Annotated in this window: 17 protein-coding genes, 1 tRNA gene and 3 pseudogenes; 12 read left to right on the top strand and 9 right to left on the bottom strand. The window is 68.0% G+C overall.

The genetic code is table 11. The features are described from left to right. The first annotated feature begins 141 nt into the window (after window positions 1-141). Together icd and ACSC1W_RS06800 are read left to right on the top strand one after the other, a co-directional pair. The gene (icd, locus tag ACSC1W_RS06805; RefSeq protein WP_435346178.1) at window positions 142-1,416 is read left to right on the top strand and encodes an isocitrate dehydrogenase (NADP(+)); all 1,275 of its coding nucleotides are present in this window, start codon (window positions 142-144) and stop codon (window positions 1,414-1,416) included. A 148-nt stretch (window positions 1,417-1,564) separates the two neighbouring features. Then, the gene (locus ACSC1W_RS06800) at window positions 1,565-2,086 is read left to right on the top strand and encodes a DUF5817 family protein (protein ID WP_435346177.1); all 522 of its coding nucleotides are present in this window, start codon (window positions 1,565-1,567) and stop codon (window positions 2,084-2,086) included. A 57-nt stretch (window positions 2,087-2,143) separates the two neighbouring features. Here the strand turns inward: ACSC1W_RS06800 and hmgA are convergent, their stop codons facing one another. The 5 genes from hmgA to ACSC1W_RS06775 form a co-directional block, all read right to left on the bottom strand. After that, window positions 2,144-3,355 (bottom strand): hydroxymethylglutaryl-CoA reductase (NADPH), encoded by a 1,212-nt coding sequence (hmgA, locus tag ACSC1W_RS06795; protein WP_435346176.1) that lies wholly within the window; start codon window positions 3,353-3,355, stop codon window positions 2,144-2,146. Between the two features lie 65 nt (window positions 3,356-3,420). Further along, complete coding sequence (mptA, locus tag ACSC1W_RS06790) at window positions 3,421-4,353, bottom strand: GTP cyclohydrolase MptA (RefSeq protein ID WP_435346175.1); 933 nt, start codon at window positions 4,351-4,353, stop codon at window positions 3,421-3,423. A 68-nt stretch (window positions 4,354-4,421) separates the two neighbouring features. Continuing rightward, complete coding sequence (locus tag ACSC1W_RS06785; protein ID WP_435346174.1) at window positions 4,422-5,246, bottom strand: NAD(+)/NADH kinase; 825 nt, start codon at window positions 5,244-5,246, stop codon at window positions 4,422-4,424. Window positions 5,247-5,343: 97 nt separating this feature from the next. Further along, on the bottom strand, window positions 5,344-5,772 hold the full coding sequence (locus ACSC1W_RS06780) for a universal stress protein (protein ID WP_435346173.1): 429 nt from the start codon (window positions 5,770-5,772) through the stop codon (window positions 5,344-5,346). A 46-nt stretch (window positions 5,773-5,818) separates the two neighbouring features. Further along, window positions 5,819-7,630, bottom strand: coding sequence for an ATP-binding protein (locus tag ACSC1W_RS06775; RefSeq protein ID WP_435346172.1), 1,812 nt, complete (start codon window positions 7,628-7,630; stop codon window positions 5,819-5,821). A 108-nt stretch (window positions 7,631-7,738) separates the two neighbouring features. On the opposite strand from ACSC1W_RS06775, the gene ACSC1W_RS06770 reads away from it, so the two are divergent. After that, window positions 7,739-8,074 (top strand): DUF7113 family protein, encoded by a 336-nt coding sequence (locus tag ACSC1W_RS06770; protein ID WP_435346171.1) that lies wholly within the window; start codon window positions 7,739-7,741, stop codon window positions 8,072-8,074. A 12-nt stretch (window positions 8,075-8,086) separates the two neighbouring features. Here the strand turns inward: ACSC1W_RS06770 and ACSC1W_RS06765 are convergent, their stop codons facing one another. After that, a complete protein-coding gene (locus ACSC1W_RS06765) occupies window positions 8,087-9,343 on the bottom strand; it encodes a DNA double-strand break repair nuclease NurA (protein ID WP_435346170.1) in 1,257 nt (418 codons plus the stop codon). Window positions 9,344-9,446: 103 nt separating this feature from the next. Here ACSC1W_RS06765 and ACSC1W_RS06760 point away from each other — a divergent pair, with 103 nt between their 5' ends. Further along, the gene (locus ACSC1W_RS06760) at window positions 9,447-9,704 is read left to right on the top strand and encodes a hypothetical protein (RefSeq protein WP_435346169.1); all 258 of its coding nucleotides are present in this window, start codon (window positions 9,447-9,449) and stop codon (window positions 9,702-9,704) included. Window positions 9,705-9,713: 9 nt separating this feature from the next. Here ACSC1W_RS06760 and ACSC1W_RS06755 read toward each other — a convergent pair whose 3' ends face one another. Continuing rightward, window positions 9,714-10,433, bottom strand: coding sequence for a profilin-fold protein (locus tag ACSC1W_RS06755; protein ID WP_435346168.1), 720 nt, complete (start codon window positions 10,431-10,433; stop codon window positions 9,714-9,716). A 291-nt stretch (window positions 10,434-10,724) separates the two neighbouring features. Next, a tRNA-Val gene (locus ACSC1W_RS06750) sits at window positions 10,725-10,799 on the bottom strand. 288 nt (window positions 10,800-11,087) lie between these two features. Here ACSC1W_RS06750 and trpD point away from each other — a divergent pair. From trpD to trpG, 4 genes are read left to right on the top strand one after another with little or no spacing between them, the layout of a single operon-like run. Beyond that, on the top strand, window positions 11,088-12,092 hold the full coding sequence (gene trpD, locus ACSC1W_RS06745) for an anthranilate phosphoribosyltransferase (RefSeq protein WP_435347667.1): 1,005 nt from the start codon (window positions 11,088-11,090) through the stop codon (window positions 12,090-12,092). Further along, window positions 12,089-12,742, top strand: a complete 654-nt coding sequence (locus ACSC1W_RS06740; RefSeq protein WP_435346167.1) for a phosphoribosylanthranilate isomerase — start codon at window positions 12,089-12,091, stop codon at window positions 12,740-12,742. Before trpD ends, ACSC1W_RS06740 begins: the two co-directional genes overlap by 4 nt. After that, entirely contained in the window at window positions 12,739-14,355 is a 1,617-nt protein-coding gene (trpE, locus tag ACSC1W_RS06735; protein WP_435346166.1) for an anthranilate synthase component I, read from the top strand. Before ACSC1W_RS06740 ends, trpE begins: the two co-directional genes overlap by 4 nt. Continuing rightward, window positions 14,352-15,017: an anthranilate synthase component II gene (gene trpG / locus ACSC1W_RS06730; RefSeq protein ID WP_435346165.1), complete on the top strand. Its 666-nt coding sequence runs from the start codon at window positions 14,352-14,354 to the stop codon at window positions 15,015-15,017. The genes trpE and trpG overlap by 4 nt, the downstream gene beginning before the upstream one ends. On the opposite strand, the gene ACSC1W_RS06725 is transcribed toward trpG, so the two are convergent. Next, on the bottom strand, window positions 15,014-15,232 hold the full coding sequence (locus ACSC1W_RS06725) for a hypothetical protein (RefSeq protein WP_435346164.1): 219 nt from the start codon (window positions 15,230-15,232) through the stop codon (window positions 15,014-15,016). The genes trpG and ACSC1W_RS06725 overlap by 4 nt on opposite strands. A 359-nt stretch (window positions 15,233-15,591) precedes the next feature. Here ACSC1W_RS06725 and ACSC1W_RS06720 point away from each other — a divergent pair. The 4 genes and pseudogenes from ACSC1W_RS06720 to ACSC1W_RS06705 form a co-directional block, all read left to right on the top strand. Continuing rightward, window positions 15,592-16,194: pseudogene (locus tag ACSC1W_RS06720) on the top strand (ribonucleotide reductase N-terminal alpha domain-containing protein); the annotation flags it as partial. Next, window positions 16,186-17,559 (top strand): annotated as a pseudogene (locus tag ACSC1W_RS06715) (LAGLIDADG family homing endonuclease); the annotation flags it as partial. The pseudogenes ACSC1W_RS06720 and ACSC1W_RS06715, both read left to right, overlap by 9 nt. Before the next feature lie 24 nt (window positions 17,560-17,583). Beyond that, window positions 17,584-20,088, top strand: a pseudogene (locus ACSC1W_RS06710) (adenosylcobalamin-dependent ribonucleoside-diphosphate reductase); the annotation flags it as partial. Window positions 20,089-20,132: 44 nt separating this feature from the next. After that, the gene (locus ACSC1W_RS06705) at window positions 20,133-20,270 is read left to right on the top strand and encodes an HVO_2523 family zinc finger protein (RefSeq protein WP_435346163.1); all 138 of its coding nucleotides are present in this window, start codon (window positions 20,133-20,135) and stop codon (window positions 20,268-20,270) included. The last annotated feature ends 11 nt before the right edge of the window (window positions 20,271-20,281 follow it).

The raw sequence follows: 20,281 nt of genomic DNA, 5'->3' as shown, positions 1-20,281 counted from the left end.
CCGGTCTCCCGGCGGCGATGCGCGACTCCAGCACCGGGTCCACCGGTCGAACGTGACGACCGTCGAACCGGACGTGCGAGTATTGCCGGGAACGGCGAATGATAGACCTTTTAGGCGCACTGTTCGTCGATTCATACGACAATGAGCTCCGAGTACGAGCATATCGAGCTACCCGAGGAAGGCGAGAAGATCACGGCCGACGGCGAAACCCTCTCCGTCCCGGACGAGCCTATCATCCCGATCCTCCACGGCGACGGCATCGGGCAGGACGTCGGTCCCGCCGCCCAGAAGGTCCTCGACGCCGCAGCGGAGGCCACCGGACGGACGGTCCACTGGATGCGCGTCTACGCCGGACAGTCGGCCCGCGACAGGTACGGCGAGGACGTCAACCTCCCGGACGAGACGGTCGACGCCATCCGAGAGCACCGCGTCGCCATCAAGGGACCACTCACGACGCCAGTCGGCGCGGGCTTTCGCTCGCTGAACGTCGCGCTCCGACAGACGCTCGACCTCTACGCGAACGTCCGCCCGACCTACTACCTCGACGGCGTCCCGTCCCCGATGAAGGCACCCGAGCAGATGGACATGGTCACCTTCCGGGAGAACACCGAGGACGTCTACGCCGGCATCGAGTGGGAGCAGGGCACCGAGGACGTCGAGAAGGTCCGCGAATTCGTCGAGGACGAGATGGGCATGGACGGCATCATGCACGAGGGCCCCATCGGCCTCGGCCTCAAACCCATCTCCGAGAAGGGCTCCAAGCGCCTCGTCCGCGAGGCCATCGACTACGCCATCGAGAACGACCGCGACAAGGTCACCCTCGTCCACAAGGGCAACATCATGAAGTTCACCGAGGGGCAGTTCGGCACCTGGGGCATGGAGGTCGCCGACGAGGAGTACCCCGACGACGTCGTCTTCGCCGCACCCGACTCGCTCTGGGAGGAGCAGGACGAGGTCGACATCCCGGAGGACGCCGTCATGGTCGAGGAGCGCCTCGCCGACGCGATGCTCCAGTGGATGCAACTGCGCACCGACGAGTTCGACGTCCTCGCGATGCCGAACCTCAACGGTGACTACCTCTCCGACGCCGCGGGCGCCCAGATCGGCGGCCTCGGCATCGCGCCCGGCGCGAACTTCGGCGAGGGTCGCTGTCTCGCAGAGCCGGTCCACGGCAGTGCGCCCAAGCGCGCCGGCCAGGACAAGGCCAACCCGACCGCGATGATTCTCTCGGGCCGTCTCATGTTCGAGTACATGGGCTGGGAGGACACCGGGACGCTCATCCGCGACGCCGTCGAGAAGACCATCTCCGCCGGCAAGGTCACCTACGACCTCGAACGGCAGATCGAGGGCGGCGAGAAGCTCTCGACCACGGAGTACACCGACGAGGTCGTCTCGAACATCGAAGACCTGGCGTAAGCCAACGACGTCGACGGCGCGTTCCACGCGACCGAGATGGGCGACACCGCGACCTCGCCCCGACCGGAGTCTGGTCTCACGCCGTCTGCTTCTGCGTTCCCCCGGACCGGGACGAAGATTCAAACCCGATGCGGCCCGAATCCCTGGTATGTACCACGTCGTCGGGTGTAGCGAGTGCAGCGCGTTGCGCATCGTCGAGGGGCGACCGGAGACCACCCGGTGTGGCACCTGTGGGACGCGACGGACGTTCTCGAAGGTCCGCTCGTTCCTCTCGACCGAGGACCTCGACCACGCCCGCGAGGTCCGGGCGTCGATGCTCGCGAACCGACAGGACGAGGGCGAGGCGTTCGCCAGCGTCGACTCCTTCGCGGACCTGGAGGACCAGGTCGCCGACGGGGTGGTGGACGACGAGACGTACCTCGACGGGTCGGGACTCGACGCCGAGTCCATCGCCGAGGCCGGCGAGCGAGCGACGGCGACGGGCGGGTCGACCAGTCGCGAGGAGACGGTCCGGGAGGCGTTGCGCGAACTCGACCGACCGACCGAGGACGAGGTGGTCGACTACGCCCGCGAACGCGGCGTCCCCGCCGACTACGTCGAACGCGCCCTGCAGACGCTCACCCGTCGCGGAGCGGTCTCGGAGAACAGGGGCCGCTACCGCCTGCTGTGAGGACACGCCGACGGTGCGGACGCCGACCGGGGCCAGCGTCCTCGACCGACCGTCACCTCACCGACCGAGTTCCTCGTGGGCCGACGAGAGGTGTCGCGACGCCAGCGCGGCGAGCAAGGAGAGTTCGCCGGCCAGCGCCCCGGCGGCGATGACCTCGGCCAGCGCGTCGGCGTTCGACCCGGCGGGGTCGCCACCACCGGCCAGGCCGAGCACGTCGAGCGCCTCCGACTGCGTCGCGAGTGACGTCCCGCCCCCGACGGTGCCGACCTCTAGCGACGCCAGCGAGACCGAGACGTACAGGCCGTCCTCGCGCTCCTCGGCCGTGGTGATGGCGTTCGCTCCCTCGACGACCTGGGCGGCGTCCTGCCCCGTCGCGAGGAACATCGCCGCGACGACGTTCGCGGCGTGTGCGTTGAACCCCAGCGAGCCCGCCTTGGCGCTCCCGACGAGGTTCTTCCGCGTGTTCGCCTCGACGATGGCCGCCGGCGTCGTGTGCAGGCGCTCCTCGACCACGTCGGTCGGGACGAGGACGTCCGCGGTCACCGACCGACCGCGCCCCTCCACGGCGTTGATGGCCGCCGGTTTCTTGTCGGTACAGAGGTTCCCCGACAGGGCGACGAGCGTCGCCGGCGTCTCCGCCTCGACCACCTCGCAGGCCGCCCTGGTGGCGATGGTCGCCATGTTCATCCCCATCGCGTCCTTGGTGTCGTAGCGAAACCGCAGGTAGACCGAGTCGCCGACGACGTAGGGCGTCACGTCGAGCAACTCGCCGTGGCTCGTCGTCTCCTCGGCGGCCGCCGCCAGGTCGGCCTCGTTCTCGCGCACCCACTCGACGACCGTCGCGGCCTCGACGACGCCGTCGACGCGGAACACCGGCGCTCGCGTCATCCCCGTCTTGGTGACGCGAGCGTTCGCGCCGCCGGCCGACTGGAGGACCGACAGGCCGCGGTTCACGGACGCGACGAGGGCGCCCTCGGCCGTCGCCAGGGGAAGGTAGTAGTCGCCGTCGGCCGCACCGCCGTCGACGGTCACCGGGCCGGCCACGCCGAGGGGCAACTGGGTCGCCCCGTACATGTTCTCGACGTTGGACTCCGCGTCCGCCGCGTCGAACGCGTACTCGCCCGTCACGGCCAACTCCGCGTCGGTCTCCGATTCGAGAAGGAGTCGTCGCGCCGCCGCAGCGTCCTCGTGGTCGGCGTGTGCTTCGAGTTCGTGTAGCCTGAGTTCACCCTCGCGGACACGTTCCGCGAGCGTCGCCGGGTCTGCCATACGAGCACTCGAACACCCCCGCCCGTAACGGTTGTCTTTTCGGGTGGTGGGGGCCGGCGAGAGAATCAGTGCTCCGCGTCGAGTTCGGCCCGGAGCGTCGCCATCTCGACGACACGTTCGGCGTGGGCGTTGTGCTGGTGGATGGACTCGTCGTTCGACTGCTTCATCGTCACGACGGCGTCGTCCGGCAGGTCCTGGAACTTCGCCGCCACGTCCTCGGCCATCGACCGCACGCAGTCCTCGACGAACTTCGCGTTGGCGTGCGAGTGGTAGGTCATGTGGTCCTCGTCCGGTCGCTTGGCCAGGTTGTAGATGCGCGCCGACATCGCGTCCCGTGCGACCTCGATGATGTCCTCGAGGTCGACCTCCGGCGCGCCCTCGCTCTCGACGGTGAGCGTCGCGTGCCCGCGCTGGGAGTGACCCGGCTGGGGTACCTGGTCGAGGAACGCCTCGGTGGTCTCGTCGTCGACGCCCAGGTCGTCGAGGACGTTCCGTGCGCGTGCGGCGGACATGCCCTGTGAACACGGACAGACCGTCATGCCGACCACGCGGGCACCGATCTCCTCGCGGGTGCCCTCCTCGGTCGCCGTCGCGGCGGCGATGATGTCGACCGTCGACTGGGTCTCCCTGTCGGAGACGGGCGTCTGCTCGCGCGTCATGAGTTCGGCCTCCATGCGGACCTCCGCCCTGGTCGTGTAGTCGTGTTTCTCGAGCAAGCGTTCTGCGGCGTCTCCACAGACGTCCTCGGGACGGTACGCCTCGTCCCTGGTGGCGGCTTCGAGCGTCTCGTCGATGACCTCCATGTTGCGGGACATGTCGGCGCCCTTGCGCCACGACGGGAGGTCGACGAACACCTCGAACTCCGCCATCAGGACTATCGGTCGCTTGTCCGGACGGGCCAGCTTCACCAGCTTCTCGACGCCCGTGACGCCGACCTGGCTCAACCCGACGGTCACGTCGGGGCTCGACGCTTGCACGTCGGGAAGTTGCTCGCTCATTACCAGTAGCCTGGGCACTGAGTCGATTAGTGCTTTCGAAAGTCGGAGCGATTGCCCGTATCTGGGGTTCAATCCAACTTGTTCAGCGCTTTGAAGAACTCGCTCGGGGGGCCGGCCAGTCGAACCGGGGCGGCGGCTCGCTCGACGGTCACGGTGGTCGGCGGGTCGATGCGCTGCTGGGCGCGGCCGTCGCTGATGACGTAGGCGAACGGCGCGTCGTCGACCCTGATGGCGACCGTGCTGTCCGCGGCCGAGACGAGCGACGGCATCGGGTCGCCCGCGCACATCTCGGTGACGACCACCGCGTCAACCTCGGGTCGGATGAGCGGGCCGCCCTCGCTCATGTTGTACGCCGTGCTCCCGGCAGACGAGGCGACCAGCACGCCGTCGGCGTCGCTTCCGGTGTAGAGTTCGCCGTCGACCCGGACCTCGAACGACCCGCCGTTACCGTGCCCGCGCTGGGGGCCCTGCACGACGATCTCGTTGACCGCCGGGTCGAGGTCCCAGCCGTCCCCGCGTGCGTGCAGGCGTTGCAGTTCCCTGGCGTGGACCTCGCCGGTCTCGCGATAGTGCTCTATCTCGGTCCGCACGGCGTCGAGTGCGTCGTCGGGCGAGACGGCGTTCAGGAACCCGACCTCCCCGAGGTTCACGCCCACGATGGGGACGGTCCCGACGCGACGGGCGGTGAACAGGAACGTGCCGTCGCCACCGATGCTGACCGCGAGCGTCGCGTCCCGCATGCTGGACGGGTCGACGCCGGGCACGCCCAGCGACTCGGCCGTGGCCGTGTCGACCACGACCGTCACGTCTCGCTCGCGCAGCATCTGTCGGAGCCGGTCCGCGAGATGGGCCGCCCGCGCGTTGTCCTTCTGGGCGACGAGACCGACCTTCATACCCGGGGGTACCCGGCACGGGGGCTAAAACCCCCCGGATAGCGACGGGGGGACCGACCGGTGGGCGGCCTCCGCCGGACGGCTCCCGGGACCGGCCTCAGCGGACGACCGTCACGGGGACCGGCGACCGGCGGATGACCGTCTCGGCGACGCTCCCGAGGAGGATGCGCGACACGCCCGAGCGCCCGTGGCTCCCGGTCACGATGTGGTCGCAGTCGTTCTCCTCGGCGTACTCCACGATGCTCCGGGCCGTTCGACCGACGACCACGGCCGTCTCGACCTCCAGACCCGCCTCGGTCGCGAGGTCGCTCGCCTCCGCGAGCTGTCGGTTGGCGTCCTCGCGGGCGTTCTCGTACCACTCCTGGGGGAACGTGGGAAGCGAGAAGCGCCGACCGGACCCGGCCTCGGCCGGGTCGATGATGTGCAGGACCGACAGTTTCGCGTCGCCGAACTCCCGTATCGCGAGGTCCAGCGCCTTCTTGGCCTGCGGGGACTCGTCGTACGCGACCAGGACGTGACGCGGCATGCCGTAACGTAGCACGCCCGCCGAGTAAAAGCCTCGCCGAACCCGGTCAGCGACCGTGTTCGGTCACGCACGTCGACAGGCCGATGCACTCGACGGGTTCGGAGTTGTCGGGCGAGTAGACGACCATCTGTCCCTTCTCCATGTACGGCACCTTGTCCTCCAGCGCCGGGGGGATGTTCACGGACTTGATCGCGTCCTCGTCACCGAGGTTGAGGACCACCTTCGTGTTCACCTGCTTGAACACCGAGTCCGCGATGTCCTGGGGGTCCTGCGTGATGAGGAACAGGCCGAGGCGCTCCTTCCGGCCCTGCTTTGCGGCCTCCGTGAACTTGCGGATGACTCGCCGGGCCTGCGTCGTCTCGGCGTCGGTGAGGAAGTTGTGTGCCTCGTCCATCCCAAGGACGACCGGCGTCTCCTTGATGCGGTCGTAGCGCGGGTCGTTCGATAGCTTCTGGTCGATGAGCAGGCTGGACACGGCGAGGACGACGACCTCGGTCGCCCGCGAGTCCGAGACGTGGTACGTCGGGACGACGGTGACGCCCCCGGGCCTGACGAACTCCCGCACGAGGTCGGTGATGGGGCGGGCGGCCTGGTCGAAGACGTGGCCGAACCCACGGACGCGACGGCCGACGGCGTCGAACGTCGCCTCGTGCACCCGGCCGGTGTCGTCGAGTTCCTCGCGCAACGCGGGGTCGTCGAGGAACGAGGTGAACTGGTCGTAGGTTCCCTCGTCCCCGTACTGCTGGAAGAAGCGGTCGAGCAGGAGGCGGAGCGCGTTGTACTGGTTGTCGTTGAGGCCGCCCCCGGCGACCAGCCAGGGGTTCCCCCGGACCATCGAGAACGGCACGGTGAACTCGACCTGCTCGGCCCGGTGGTGGTCGGCGGCGTAGGTCGCGTCCCCGACCTTCGGCACGAACGCGACGGTGTCGTCGATACCCCCGTGGGCGACGCCCTCCCGGTCGAGGCGGCGGGCGAACTCGTCGGTCATCGCCGGGTTGTCGTCGTGCATCTGGGCGTACTCGTCTTGCGGGTCGAAGACGACGAGCGACGGCCGGACGGTCCGTCCGTCCTCCATCGGGTAGGCGCGACCCTCGGCGAGGTACTGCCGGAGGAGGTTCTTCGCGCCGTGGGTCTTGCCCGACCCGGTCCCCCCGGCGACGAGCGTGTGGCGGAAGACGAGTGGGTCGCCCGACTCGTAGTCGTCCTTCAACCGGTAGTCGATGGTCGGCGGTTCGGCGCTGGTCGTCACCGTCTCGCCGCCGACCGAGAGGTGGCCGACGAAGACGCCCTCCTCGGGCATCTTCAGCCCCGTCTTTATCTCGGTCGTGTCCGACGCCTCGCGGACCACCGTCTCTGGTTTGGGCACCCGGTCGACCATCCGGCGGGTCAGCTCGCCGTCCTGCTCGAACAGCACGGCCATCGGTTCCAGCGTCGCCATGAACTTGTAGTCCGCCTCGTCGATGCCGTCCCGTCGCATCGCACGCCGGGCGTGAATCTCGGTGGCGTCGTCCGCGTGGAAGGCCTGTGCGTACTCCAGGCCGGTGATGCGACAGAACAGGCGCTCGCCGTCGGGGTAGGGGACGAGCAGGTACGACCCGATGCGGACCTGGGGCCGGTTCCCAGTCGTGACGTAGGCACGGAGGCGGGTGTCGTCCTCGCGTTCGCCGATGCGCAGGCCCTCCGAGACGGCGACGGTCCCGATGCCCCTGTCGCTCCCTCGTGGCGACACGTCGAGCGATTCGAACCCGTCGTCGTCGCCGTCGTCGCCTGCTGCCACCCCGGCAGCGTCGTCACCCGCGTCCGACGAGGCGTCGTCGTCGCTCGCCTCGAAGTCACCGAAGTCACCGAGGTCTGTCATACACGACTCTCGTGCGAGGGAGCGAGATAAATCCCCGCCCCGCGGCCGCGGACTCGTGGCCGCCGTCCTCCCGGCGCGCTTATCCGGGCGGCCTGCGTACCACGACTCATGTTACTTGTACGCGGCAGTGCGGGCGGCACGGACCTGACGGGGACCATCTACGAACGCGGCGAGGAGGCCCCGCAGTTCCAGGGTGCCCCCGACGAGGACGCCCCGTACGTCTGGGTCTGCGACGAGTTCTACGCCGTCGAGAGCGGCGGGACCGTCCAGCAGATAGACGGCGAGGACGTCCACATCGCGTTCGAGACGCCTATGCCACGCGGGTTCGACACGAAGGACCAGGCCGTCACGGCCGCCGAGGAGCACGTCCGCACGCAGTTCGCCCGCATCGGCGTCGACCCCGACGACGTCGAGGTCACCGTCAAGAAGGCCGAACTGGCCTGACCCGTTCGTCGACTACGTCTCGCCCCAGCGCAACTCGTCGTACTCGCCGTCGCGCCGGGCGTCGAAGCTCTCCTCCAGCGTCTCCCTGAGTGCAGCCTTCTCGTCGCGGCTGATGCGTGCCATTTCGTCGGCCCTGGCGACGGCCCGCGGCGGGCCGGACTCCCCGGCGACCTCGCGCATGGCGAACAGGCGCAGCTCCTCGCGCGTCTCCTCGTCCTTCGTGAAGGCGTAGGGTGCCTCCAGCCGGTAGACGATGTCATCGCGGGGGTCGTAGATGGCACAGAAGGTCACCTCGTAGGCCGCGGCGTCCAGCTTGCGGTCGACGCCGAGGGCGTCCCCGTCGGTCGAGAGCACCCGGTCGACGCCGCCGCGGGACCGGAACCAGTTCGTACAGGTGAGCACGCCCGTGTCGCGGTCGTACCCGCCCTCGCCGTCGACCTCGCCGCGTTCGAGGATGCGCCCGAAGAACGCCGCGTCGTCGACCCACGGCGCGTGGCCGCCCTTCGCCCGGACGGTTCGCGTTATCACCTTCGAACCGGGGTTCTTCACGAATCCGACGAGGGGCACGTCGCGCTCGACGAACGTCTCGACGAGTTCCACGTAGTTCGAGACCACCTCCCGCGGCTGGTCCTCCTCCTCCAGCAGGGCGGCGAGTTCGGGGTGTCGGTCGGCCCACCGGAGCAGACCCTTCGGGTACAGCGGCCCGTCGAGGACGAGCAGGTCGTCGACCTTCCCCGCCTGCGCGAGCGCGTGACACGACTCGGCGAGGTAGAGCGCCAGCGCGTGGACCACGCCCTCCACGAACCGGTTGACGTAGGGGACGTGACGGATCTGGGACCGGATGTAGCCCTCGTCGCCCTTCGACCAGTCGTCCTCGTTCACGTCGACCGTCGCGTCGTTCGTGTGGACGGTCATGACGATGGTCCGCGCCCGGTGCAGGTCGAGGTCAGACGGCGACGCCGACATCGCGGCCTGGGCGATGTCGAGGACGAGTCCGTTCGTGAACGTGGTCGGGTTGATGGTCCCCGAGTCGAGGCCGTGGACGGTGTCGAACGGCGACGCCGTCAGCGCCACGTCCTCGACCGGTGCGACGTGGCGTGTCGGCTCGCCGACCGGTTCGAGGACGGTCCGGCCGCCGTCGACCAGCGGGTCGAGGAAGTCCTCCCACACCGTCTCGGCGAACTCCCGGTGGTCGGACTCGTCCACGTCGTAGCGGATGCGCCGTGCCAGCTCCGCGATGCCCTCGAAGTGCACCGGGTCGAGCGTCATACCCCACCGGTCCATCCGCCCCGGCTAAAAACCGACGGTTAACTCGGTTCCGTGTTCAAATTTATCAGCAGCGTTATAGTTCGTCGCGTCGAACGTGGTGACGATGTCAGAGCGCGCGGCGAGCGCCGCACCAGACACCGACGAGCCGGCATACGACTGGACGCGCACCGACGACGGGGTCCGCATCTTCGACCCCGACGAACCCGACGCCTGGGTCGAGATGACCTTCGAAGCGGGCGTCCCGCCGGAGAAGCGCCTGTTCATGCTGTGCGACGAGTGCGGCGCCGTCGCCCCCCAGCGAACCACGCCCGGCAACTGCGCCATCTGTGGCGACTGCGGTACCGAGTTCGACCGGCAGTAACCGCGACGACTACGCTTCCTCCAGGGTCACGCCGTCGAGTGCCGACTCCAGGTCGTCGACGTGGTCGTTGTACGCCTCGACGAACGCCGAGAACTTCGGCGCGTACTCCCGCACCTCGTCCGGCGACGGCGGCCCGTACTGCGAGACGAGGTAGACGCCGCCCTCGCCGCCGACGCGGAGGTACGAGACGCGACTCTCCTCACGCTTCAGTTCCCAGCGCGTCCGGGCCGCCCGGACGGAGAACGTCGCGTAGTCCGTGCCGTCGTACCGGTGGAGCTGGCCGGCTATCTCGTCCGCCACGCCCCGGATCCGGTCGACGATGCGGTCCCGCTGTGCGACGACGTCGGCGGTCGATTCGACCTCGGGGAAGTCGGTCGAGACGTCGTCGAGGACGCCGTCGAGCGACCGGACGTGTTCGCCGTAGGCTGCGACGAAGGCGTCGTAGTCGTCCATCGCCCGGGCGAGGGCCGTCGGTTCTGCGGGCTGTTTGGTCGAGACGACGTAGACCGGCGACCCCGACGACGGGTCGAACAGGAGGTACTCCAGCGCGCCGCCCTCGTACTTGACCGTCCACTCACCCCCCTCGGTCGAGAACGTCTCGCGGCCGTAGTCGCCGCCCTGCAACAGCGCGAGTTCCCGGGCGATGTCGCCCGCGTGGTCCCGCACCTGCGCGACCACCTCGTCTCGGTTCGCCGCCACGTCTCCGGTACCGGGTACCTCGTCGGTCATCCGGTCGGGGTAGGTCCGACGCGCGTAAAACCGTGCTGTGTCCCGGTCGGTCGACCGACGCTGCTCGTCGCAACCACAGCTGTGACGGTCCGACCGGGGTACGATGATAGATAGACCTGCGCAACGACAGTCCAGAACCCGGACTCGTCACTCGTCGAATCGTGGTACGAGAAGTGGGTTGGGGCAGATTTGAACTTTGGTCACTCCACTCACTCCGTTCGTTCCGCTCCCGAGTTCGAACTGCCCGGCGACATAAACTTGTGCCTCGCGGGTAGTTCGTCGCAAAAGCAGTGGGTTGGGGCAGATTTGAACTGCCGGCCTCCTCCATGTCAAGGAGGTGTCATAACCAGACTAGACCACCAACCCGGTGGCGCACTGGTCCTCCGTCGCGTGCAGTTCTTCGTTTACCGCTGGTATAAAAAAGGGTTTCGATTGGGGTGCTCCGTGGGGGAGTCAGACACGGAGACGGCGGCGCGTCCGACGCGTGACGGGGGCGAGCGCGACCGTCGGTTCCATCGCACCGGTTCCGTCGGACGACCGTGGCCGGTGGACGCACCACCTGCTCGAACCCGGCCGTCGTGACGCCGACGATACCCTTAAGTCGATGTACGGATTTGTGCATCGTAAGACTGAATCATACATCAGTGACTCATGATGCAGACCTACATCGAACGCGTCGCCGACGGTCGGGACCTGACGCAGGCCGAGGCACGCGAGGCGGCAGGACAGGTGTTCGAGGACGCGTCCGACGCACAGATCGGCGCGTTGCTGTCGGCGCTCAGGGCGAAAGGCGAGACCGAGGCAGAGATAGCCGGGTTCGCCGAGGGGATGCGCGCGGCGGCGCGGACCATCTCGCCGAACCGCGCGCCGCTGGTCGACACCTGCGGGACCGGCGGTGACGACTACGACACCATCAACGTCTCCACGACGAGCGCCCTCGTCGCGAGTGGTGCCGGCGTCCCCGTCGCCAAGCACGGCAACTACTCCGTCTCCTCGTCGTCGGGGAGCGCGGACGTGCTGGAGGTCGCGGGCGTGGACGTCGAGGCCGAACCGTCGGCCGTCGAGACCCAGATAGAGGACGACGGCATCGGGTTCATGCTGGCGACGGTGTTCCACCCGGCGATGAAGGCCGTCATCGGCCCGCGGAAGGAACTCGGAATCCGGACGGTGTTCAACGTCCTCGGTCCGCTGACGAACCCCGCGGGCGCCGACGCGCAGGTCGTCGGGGTGTACGACCCGGACCTCGTGCCAGTCCTCGGGCGGGCACTCGCACGCATGGACGTCGAACGCGCGCTGGTCGTCCACGGGTCGGGCATGGACGAGATCGCGCTCCACGACGAGACGGTCGTCGCAGAGGTCACCGGCGACTCCATCGAGGAGTACACCCTCTCGCCCGCCGACCTCGGACTGGAACGTGCGCCGGTCTCGGCCGTCGCCGGCGGGAGCCCGCAGGAGAACGCCGCCGACATGACCGGCATCCTCCGGGGCGACGTGACCGGGGCGAAGCGCGACGTCGTCCTCGCCAACGCGGGCGCGGCCATCTACGTCTCCGGCGAGGCCGACACGCTCGCGTCGGGCGTCGAACGGGCCCGCGAGGCCATCGAGTCCGGCAGCGCGGCCGACCGCCTCGCCGACCTGCAGACGGCGGTCGCACGATGACCCGCGTCAAGATCTGCGGCCTGACGCGCGAAGAGGACGTCCAGGCGGCCGTCGACGCCGGGGCGGACGCCGTCGGCTTCGTCGTCGACGTGCCGGTCGATACGCCGCGCGAGGTGTCCGAAGCGCGTGCCGTCGAACTCGTCGACAGCGTCCCGCCGTTCGTGACGACCGTCCTCGTGACGATGCCGGACGCCCCGGAGCGCGCCGTCGAACTCGTCGACTCGGTCGACCCCGACGTGGTGCAGGTCCACGGCGACCTCACCCCCGGCGACGTGGCGTACCTGCGGTCCAAGGTCGACGCCCGCCTGCTGAAGCAGGTCGACGCGACCGACCCCGGGACCGCCGACCGGTACGCCGACGTCGCCGACGGACTGCTCGTCGATTCCGTCGACGCCGAGGGCGCTGGCGGGACCGGCGAGACGCACGACTGGAGTCGCACCCGGGCGGCGACCGCCGACCTCGACGTCCCGGTCGTCCTCGCCGGCGGACTCACGCCGGAGAACGTCACCCGGGCCGTCGCCACCGTCGACCCGTTCGCGGTGGACGTCGCCAGCGGCGTCGAGTCGGCCGGGGGCGTGAAGGACCACGACGCCGTCGAGGCGTTCGTCGCGGCGGTCCGGCGGTATCGACGCCCGACGGTGACGCCATGAAGGACGGCGGTTTCGGCGGACTGGTACCCGACCGCGAGACGTTCGTCGACCTCGTCGCCGACGCCGCGACCGACGACCGACCGGCGGTCGTGCGCGCAGAGACGACACTCGACGTGGACACCACGCCGCTGGGCGCCTACGCCGCGCTGTCGGCCGACGCGGAGCACGCATTCCTGCTCGAGAGTGCGGGCAAGACCGCCTCGAGCGACCCCGACGGCGCCTTCCGGCCGCCCGGCGACGGCGACCGACACGCCCGGTACTCCTTCGTGGGCTACGACCCCGCCGCCGTCGTCCGGGTCGTCGGCGACGAGGCCGCCGTCGAGGTGCGCGACGAGCGCTACGAGGGCCTCGTCGACCCCGACGGCGACGACGTGCTCGACGCGCTCAGGACGGCGATGCCGGCGGCCGAACCGGTCGGCTTCCCCGACACCGACCGCCAGCAACTCGACGGCGGTCTGGTCGGCTTCCTGGCGTACGAGGCGGTCTACGACCTGTTCCTGGAGGAGGTCGGCCTGGACCGGCCCGAGACCGACGTACCCGACGCCGAGTTCGTTCTGACGACGAAGACGCTCGTCTTCGACCACCACGCCGACGAGGTGTCGCTGGTCGTCACGCCGGTCGTCCGCGCCGACGAGGACGCCGGTGCCGTCCACGACGCCCACGTCGCCGAGACGGACTACGTCGCGGGCGTGCTGGCCGACGCCGACGCGCCCGACCCCGGCGGCTTCGTCCGCCACGACGAGTCCGCCGGGCCGAAGTCGGAGTACGAGCAGGCCGTCGAACGGGCGAAGGAACACGTCCTCGACGGCGACGTGTACCAGGGCGTCGTCTCCCGGACGCGCGAACTCGTCGGGGAGTGCGACCCCCTCGGCCTCTACGCCGCGTTGCGGGAGGTGAACCCGTCGCCGTACATGTACCTGCTCGCCCACGGCGACAGACACGTCGTCGGCGCGAGTCCCGAGACGCTCGTCTCCGTCGGCGGCGGGCGCGTCGTCTCGAACCCCATCGCCGGCACGTGTCCACGTGGCGACAGTCCGGTCGAGGACCGCCGACTGGCCGGCGAGATGCTCGCCGACGAGAAGGAACGCGCCGAACACACGATGCTCGTCGACCTCGCCCGCAACGACGTCCGCCGGGTCGCATCGCCCGGGAGCGTCCGCGTCGAGGAGTTCATGAACGTCCTCAAGTACAGCCACGTCCAGCACATCGAGTCGACGGTGACCGGCGAACTCGGCGGTGAGTACGACGCCTTCGACGCGACCCGGGCCGCCTTCCCCGCGGGGACGCTGACCGGCGCGCCGAAGATCCGGGCCATGGAGGTCCTCGACGCCCTCGAACCGGACGCCCGGGGGGTCTACGGCGGCGGCGTCGGCTACTACTCCTGGACGGGCGACGCCGACGTCGCCATCGTCATCCGGACCGCCACGGTCGACCGCCACGCGACGCCCGACGGCCTGGACCGCGTCACCGTCAGGGCGGGCGCGGGAATCGTCTCCGACAGCGTCCCGAGCGCCGAGTTCGAGGAGACCGAGGCGAAGATGGACGGGGTCCTCGCGTCGCTCCGGCGTATCGAACGCGAACGAGGGGAGGCCGCGCCGGAGGTGTCGCGGTGACACGGGTCCTCTTCGTCGACAACTTCGACTCGTTCACGTACAACCTCGTCGAGTACGTCGAGTCGTCGCTGCTGGAGGCCGGTGCCGACCCCGAGACGGCGGTCCTGCGGAACACGGCGAGCGTCGACGAGGTCCGGGCGTTCGACCCCGACGCCGTCGTCGTCTCCCCGGGACCGGGCCACCCGGAGAACGACCGCGACGTCGGCGTCACGCCCGACGTGTTCCGCGAGGTGAGTCCCGAGGTACCGACGTTCGGCGTCTGCCTCGGCCTCGAGGCCGCGGTCTACGCCTACGGCGGGACCGTCGGACGCGCACCCGAACCGGTCCACGGGAAGGCCTGGCCCGTCGACCACGACGGGCGCGGCGTCTTCGCCGGCATCGAGCAGGGCTTCTCTGCCGGACGCTATCACTCGCTGGTGGCGACCGAGGTGCCGGACTGCTTCGAGGTGTCGGCGACGACCGACCACGAGGCGTCACCGACGGACGGGTCCTCGGCGGCCCCCGACGGCGGGGTGCGGGAGGCGGACGTCGACCCCACCGGGACGCTCGTCATGGGGGTCCGCCACCGCGAGTACCCCATCGAGTGCGTGCAGTTCCACCCGGAGTCGGTGCTCACCGGGCGGGGACACGACGTGGTCGAGAACTTCCTCGACGGACTCTAGAAGACTGGCGGGACACCCATCGGGTCGTAGCCGACGAACGAGAGGGCGTACAGCACGATGGCGGCCGCGATGGCGATGACGACGACCTTGACGGCGATGCGGTACAGCAGACTGAGCAGTTTGGTGACGACGGCCAGTACCACGACCAGTAGCACGACTGCACCGGCGACTTCGACGCCAGTCAGCAGCGGTAGCAGGGCGAACGGTCCTCCCATATTCGCTAGTTGGAGCGTACACACATAACGATGAGGGCGAAACTAAACGACGACCAACCGGCACTAGTCGATGCGTTCAGCTGCCGGTCACTTTCACTCTGGTTTCCGTGGGGTTATTACCACGTGGCCGGTTATACTATACTGACTGTCGTTGCTACAAGTTCCGGCGTCACGAGTAACCGGACGAGTGGTAACGACGGAGAGCAAGCACACTTGCGCTAGTGCAAGGAAAGTCGTATCCCGCCCATTTATGATGGGCCATCGCGTAACCAATCTTCGTCACGAACAATGCAAACGACACAACACTTTGGGGAAGAATTCTGCCGACAGCGGGCGGCTGTCGGCGGGGAGGAGCACGCATGAGTCGGCCGGAACTTTCCGCCGACGAACTCGAACTACCGGTCAAGCGCACGGCGGGGGAGACGCTGGAAGAGCGCCTGACCTCGAACGCGTACCACAACATCCTTCCGGCCAGATACCTCCGGAAGGACGCCGACGGCGAACTCGTCGAGGAGCAGGAGGACCTCTTCGACCGGGTGGGCAAGAACATCGCGCTCGCCGAGGCGGTCTACGAGGCACGGAACCGCGAGGAGACCATCACGGTGACCCCCGACCAGTTGAAACCCGACCACCCGCGCCGGGACGAACTGGCCGCGGAGGTCTTCGGGGCAGGCGTCACCCCCGACGACGACGCCGAGACCGAGCTCAGCATCTACAACGTCAACAAGTTCGCCTACGAGACCGTCGTCCCCGAACTCTCCGACGACGTCCGGGCGCACGTCGAGGCCGTCGCCGACGAGTTCCAGGGCATGATGGAGCACCTCGACTTCATGCCGAACTCGCCGACGCTCATGAACGCCGGCGACGAACTCCAGCAACTCTCCGCGTGTTTCGTCGACTCGCCCGACGACGACATCGACGACATCCACCAGACCGCCAAGGAGGCCGCCCAGGTGTTCCAGTGTCTTACAGCAGAGTCGACCATCACGGTCGAAGACAAGGGGACCGTCAGCGTTTCCGCCGTCGAAGCCGGAGACCGTGTGCTTCAGCGAACCGAATCCGGATTCCAGTACAAGCCCGTCGAGGAGACCCACGAGTACGAGGACGCACCGACGCTTACGGTTACCCTCTCGAACGGCCGTTCCATCCGCGGGACACCGAACCATCGTATCGAGGTCGACGGTGAGTGGGTCCGACTCGACGAGATCGACCCCGGCCAATCGGTCCATTACGCGCTTGGTTGGCTTCGACAGATGGACCGAGATGTCCCCGAACTCACCGTCGTCGACAGCGGTGCGCAGTGGGACAGACAGCGGACGGTTTCGAACGATGCTATTGTCGAGTTGCACCAGCAGGGATTCAGCGACTATCAGATCGCGGAACGACTGGACTGTGGGAAATCGACCGTTCAGCGACGCCGGTCCAACGAACTGGATCTTCCACCGAACGGAAACGGTGGCAGAAAGCCCGGTTCCACGTCGTTCGACGATTCCACCGCATTCGAACTATATCGGGAAGGACACACCGACGGCGAAATATCCGACGACCTCGATGTCTCGGCCGCGACGGTTGGTCAGTTCCGTGCCCGCGAAGGGCTGGATGTCAACGGAACGCCCGTCAAATCCGTCACCCAGCCCGAATCGCTGACCGAAGACCTCGCCGAACTCGTCGGTCTGTGGGTCGGTGATGGCTCATGGCACCAGGACGGAGTCCGCTTCCACGTCGGACGCGAGAGCGTCGCCGAGTACATCGACCAGCTCTCCCGACAGCTGTTCGGGACTGCGACGGCAACGTCGTTCGCCGATGGCTGTTACGAGGTCGGCATCAACAGTCACGAGATCAGACGGTGGTGGGAGGCTAACTTCGACTGCAAGCCAGCGGGTGCCCGATCCGCACAGGTGCCCGACGCAATCATGCGTTCGCCCGCGAGCGTCATCGAGGCGTTCCTCCGGGGCTACTTCACCGCCGACGGCACCCTCCTCGACGACACATATCCGAAGCTGTACAGTTCGTCCGAACGAGCTATCGACGATGTCGCAACCCTGCTGATGGGACTCGGCTACCCGGTCAAGAAGTCCGTCCTCCGCGACGAGGACGCACACCCCTACTACGGTCTCGTCCCGACGACTGGTGACGCTCGTCGCGCGTTCTTCCACGACATCGGCTTCATCGACGAACGTCGTGAGACCGGCCTGTCGAGCATCGAGTCGGTGACGCCGCGGGACTCGTACACCATCGGCGACGAGTACACCGTCGAGGTCGACTCCGTTGTCGAGTCCGAGCCCGAAACCGTCTACGACATCACCGTGGCGGACAATCACGAGTACGTCACGGACGGCATAGTCTCACACAACAGCGGCGGCGGCATGGGCTACGCCTTCTGGCGGCTTCGGCCCTACGGTGACGCCGTGGGGTCGACCGGCGGCATCGCCTCCGGCCCCATCACGTTCATGCGCACGTTCGACCAGATGTGCGAGACCATCGCCCAGGGCGGGGCCCGACGCGGCGCACAGATGGGCGTCATGCGGGTCTCCCACCCCGACGTCATCCAGTTCATCCACGCCAAGAACAAGGACGTCTCGCTCGCACAGACCCTGCGACTGAACGACCCCGACGACTACACGCACACCTCCTTCGCCGACGCGCTGGAGGAGGCACGAGACCTCATCGACGAGGACGGCCGCGTCCCGAAGCACCTCCGGAACGCCGTCGAGGGCCATCTCTCCAACTTCAACATCTCCGTCGGCGTCACCGACGGCTTCATGGAGGCGCTCCAGAACGACGACGAGTTCACCTTCACCAACCCGCGCACCGGGGACCCCCACGTCGCCACGCCCGAGACGAAGGAACTGTACGAGATGTTCGGTCTCGGCGAGTACGTCGAGGTCGGCGAGGTCCTGTCGATGCCCGCGGAGGTCATCTGGGAGGACATCGTCGAGGGCGCACACGAGAACGGCGAACCCGGCGTCATCTACCTCGAACGGGTGAACAAGATGCACTCGTTCGACGTCGAGGAGCACCCGGAACACAGGATTCTGGCAACAAATCCCTGTGGGGAACAGCCGCTCGAGGAGTACGAGGCGTGCAACCTCGGCCACATCAACCTCTCGACGCTGGCCGACCTCGACGCGCCGGACTGGCGCGTCTGGAGCGAGCGACACGCCGACGAGTACGACGACCTCGAATCGGCCGTCGAGGCGTTCCTCGACCGGTCCATCGACTACGAGGAGTTCGACCACCGCATCGAGTACGGCACGCGCTTCCTGGAGAACGTCGTCACGATGTCCGACTTCCCGGTCGCCAAGATCGAGGAGAAGGTCCGGGACATGCGCAAGATCGGACTCGGCATCATGGGGCTGGCACAGCTCTACGTCCAGCTCGGCATCGAGTACGGCTCCGAGGAGGGCAACGAGGTCGCGAACCAGCTGATGACCCACATCAACCACGGGTCGAAGTGGGCCTCGCACGAACTCGCCGAGGAGCGCGGGGCGTTCGAGGACTGGGGCGACTCGAAGTACGCGACCCCGACCGAGTACCCCGAGTGGTTCGAGCACCACACCGGCCTCGACCCCGAGGAGTGGGAAGACGGCTTCACCATCCGCAACCACAACACGACGACCATCGCACCGACGGGCACCACCTCGATGGTCGGCAACACGACAGGCGGTTGCGAACCCATCTACAACGTCGCCTACTACAAGAACGTCTCCGACGACGTGCAGGGCGACGAGATGCTCGTCGAGTTCGACGACTACTTCCTGCGCGTGCTGGAGGCCAACGACATCGACGTCGACGCAGTCAAGGCCGAGGCCGAGGAGCAGATGGCCGCGAACGAGTTCGACGGCGTCGAGAGCCTCTCGTCGGTGCCGAACAGCATCACCGAACTGTTCGTGACGACCCAGGACCTCACCGGCAAGGAACACGCTGCCGTGCAGTGTGCCTGCCAGAACGGCGTCGACTCCGCCATCTCGAAGACCTGCAACTTCCCGAACGACGCCACTGTCTCCGACATGGACGAGGTGTACCGGTACATCTACGAGAACGGCGGCAAGGGCGTCACCGTCTACCGAGACGGCACGCGCTCGAAGCAGGTGCTGACCACCCGCGCCGACAACGCCGACTTCGCCGACGAGGACGAGGCGGCCGAGCAACTCGTCGCCCAGATCGAGGAGATATTCGGCGGCATCGAGGGCTTCCTGGAGAACGGCGACGTGCAGGCCGCACTCGACCGCGAGGTCGGAGGACTGTTCGAAACTGTCGACGAGAGGGCCGCCTACGCCGACAAGCGCCCGCGCCCGGACGTGCTCCACGGCGTGACCCAGCGCATCGACACCGGCTACGGCAAACTCTACGTCAACATCAACGAGGACGAGCAGGGCCGGCCGTTCGAACTGTTCGCCAACATCGGCAACTCCGGCGGCTTCACCGCCTCGTTCACCGAGGCGCTGGCGAAGACCATCTCGACGGCGCTCCGTTCGGGCGTCGACCCCGAGGAGATAGCCAACGAACTGGAGGGCATCCGCAGTCCGAAGGTCGCCTGGGACAAGGGCGAGCAGATACAGTCCATCCCGGACGCCATCGGCACCGCGATGCGCCGGTACCTCGACGGCGACATCGAGAAGGCCTACCCGCAACAGGCGACGCTCGAAGAGACCGCAGAGAGCGAGGTGGCGACCGAGGTCGTCGACGACGATCGCGAGACCGACGGCGGCGCCGTCGCCGACGAGACGAGCGACGACACGCAGTCGCTCATCGACGCCGGGGAGAGCCCCGAGTGTCCCGACTGCGGGTCGATGACGCTGTACTACTCCGAGGGCTGCAAGACCTGCGAGTCCTGTGGCTGGTCGGAGTGTTGAGTCGACGCGATAGCTTTAGCATCTAGTCGGCCGAATCCGGGCGCGTGACCGACGACGACGCACCCGCCCGCGCCGGCCCGACGTGTCCGCTGTGCGACGAACCGCTGTTCGACAGGCACTGCAAGTACGTCTGCCCACAGCACGGCGTCGTCGTCGACTGTTCCGACCCGTTCTTCCTGTAGCCGTCCCGCCG

The organism is Haloarchaeobius marinus (genome assembly GCF_051207415.1).
Taxonomy (GTDB): domain Archaea; phylum Halobacteriota; class Halobacteria; order Halobacteriales; family Natrialbaceae; genus Haloarchaeobius.
Note: the sequence above shows the minus strand (reverse complement) of the source record. Positions and strands in the feature narration are given on the sequence as shown.

Excerpts from the sequence above, each read along its gene's own strand:
- trpD (WP_435347667.1), top strand. The coding sequence starts at position 11,088 with ATGCAGACCTACATCGAACGCGTCGCCGACGGTCGGGACCTGACGCAG.
- ACSC1W_RS06755 (WP_435346168.1), bottom strand. The coding sequence starts at position 10,433 with ATGACCGACGAGGTACCCGGTACCGGAGACGTGGCGGCGAACCGAGAC.
- ACSC1W_RS06780 (WP_435346173.1), bottom strand. The coding sequence starts at position 5,772 with ATGCCGCGTCACGTCCTGGTCGCGTACGACGAGTCCCCGCAGGCCAAG.
- ACSC1W_RS06765 (WP_435346170.1), bottom strand. The coding sequence starts at position 9,343 with ATGACGCTCGACCCGGTGCACTTCGAGGGCATCGCGGAGCTGGCACGG.
- ACSC1W_RS06770 (WP_435346171.1), top strand. The coding sequence starts at position 7,739 with ATGTTACTTGTACGCGGCAGTGCGGGCGGCACGGACCTGACGGGGACC.
- ACSC1W_RS06725 (WP_435346164.1), bottom strand. The coding sequence starts at position 15,232 with ATGGGAGGACCGTTCGCCCTGCTACCGCTGCTGACTGGCGTCGAAGTC.
- ACSC1W_RS06775 (WP_435346172.1), bottom strand. The coding sequence starts at position 7,630 with ATGACAGACCTCGGTGACTTCGGTGACTTCGAGGCGAGCGACGACGAC.
- hmgA (WP_435346176.1), bottom strand. The coding sequence starts at position 3,355 with ATGGCAGACCCGGCGACGCTCGCGGAACGTGTCCGCGAGGGTGAACTC.
- icd (WP_435346178.1), top strand. The coding sequence starts at position 142 with ATGAGCTCCGAGTACGAGCATATCGAGCTACCCGAGGAAGGCGAGAAG.
- ACSC1W_RS06760 (WP_435346169.1), top strand. The coding sequence starts at position 9,447 with ATGTCAGAGCGCGCGGCGAGCGCCGCACCAGACACCGACGAGCCGGCA.
- mptA (WP_435346175.1), bottom strand. The coding sequence starts at position 4,353 with ATGAGCGAGCAACTTCCCGACGTGCAAGCGTCGAGCCCCGACGTGACC.
- ACSC1W_RS06785 (WP_435346174.1), bottom strand. The coding sequence starts at position 5,246 with ATGAAGGTCGGTCTCGTCGCCCAGAAGGACAACGCGCGGGCGGCCCAT.
- ACSC1W_RS06800 (WP_435346177.1), top strand. The coding sequence starts at position 1,565 with ATGTACCACGTCGTCGGGTGTAGCGAGTGCAGCGCGTTGCGCATCGTC.
- trpE (WP_435346166.1), top strand. The coding sequence starts at position 12,739 with ATGAAGGACGGCGGTTTCGGCGGACTGGTACCCGACCGCGAGACGTTC.
- ACSC1W_RS06740 (WP_435346167.1), top strand. The coding sequence starts at position 12,089 with ATGACCCGCGTCAAGATCTGCGGCCTGACGCGCGAAGAGGACGTCCAG.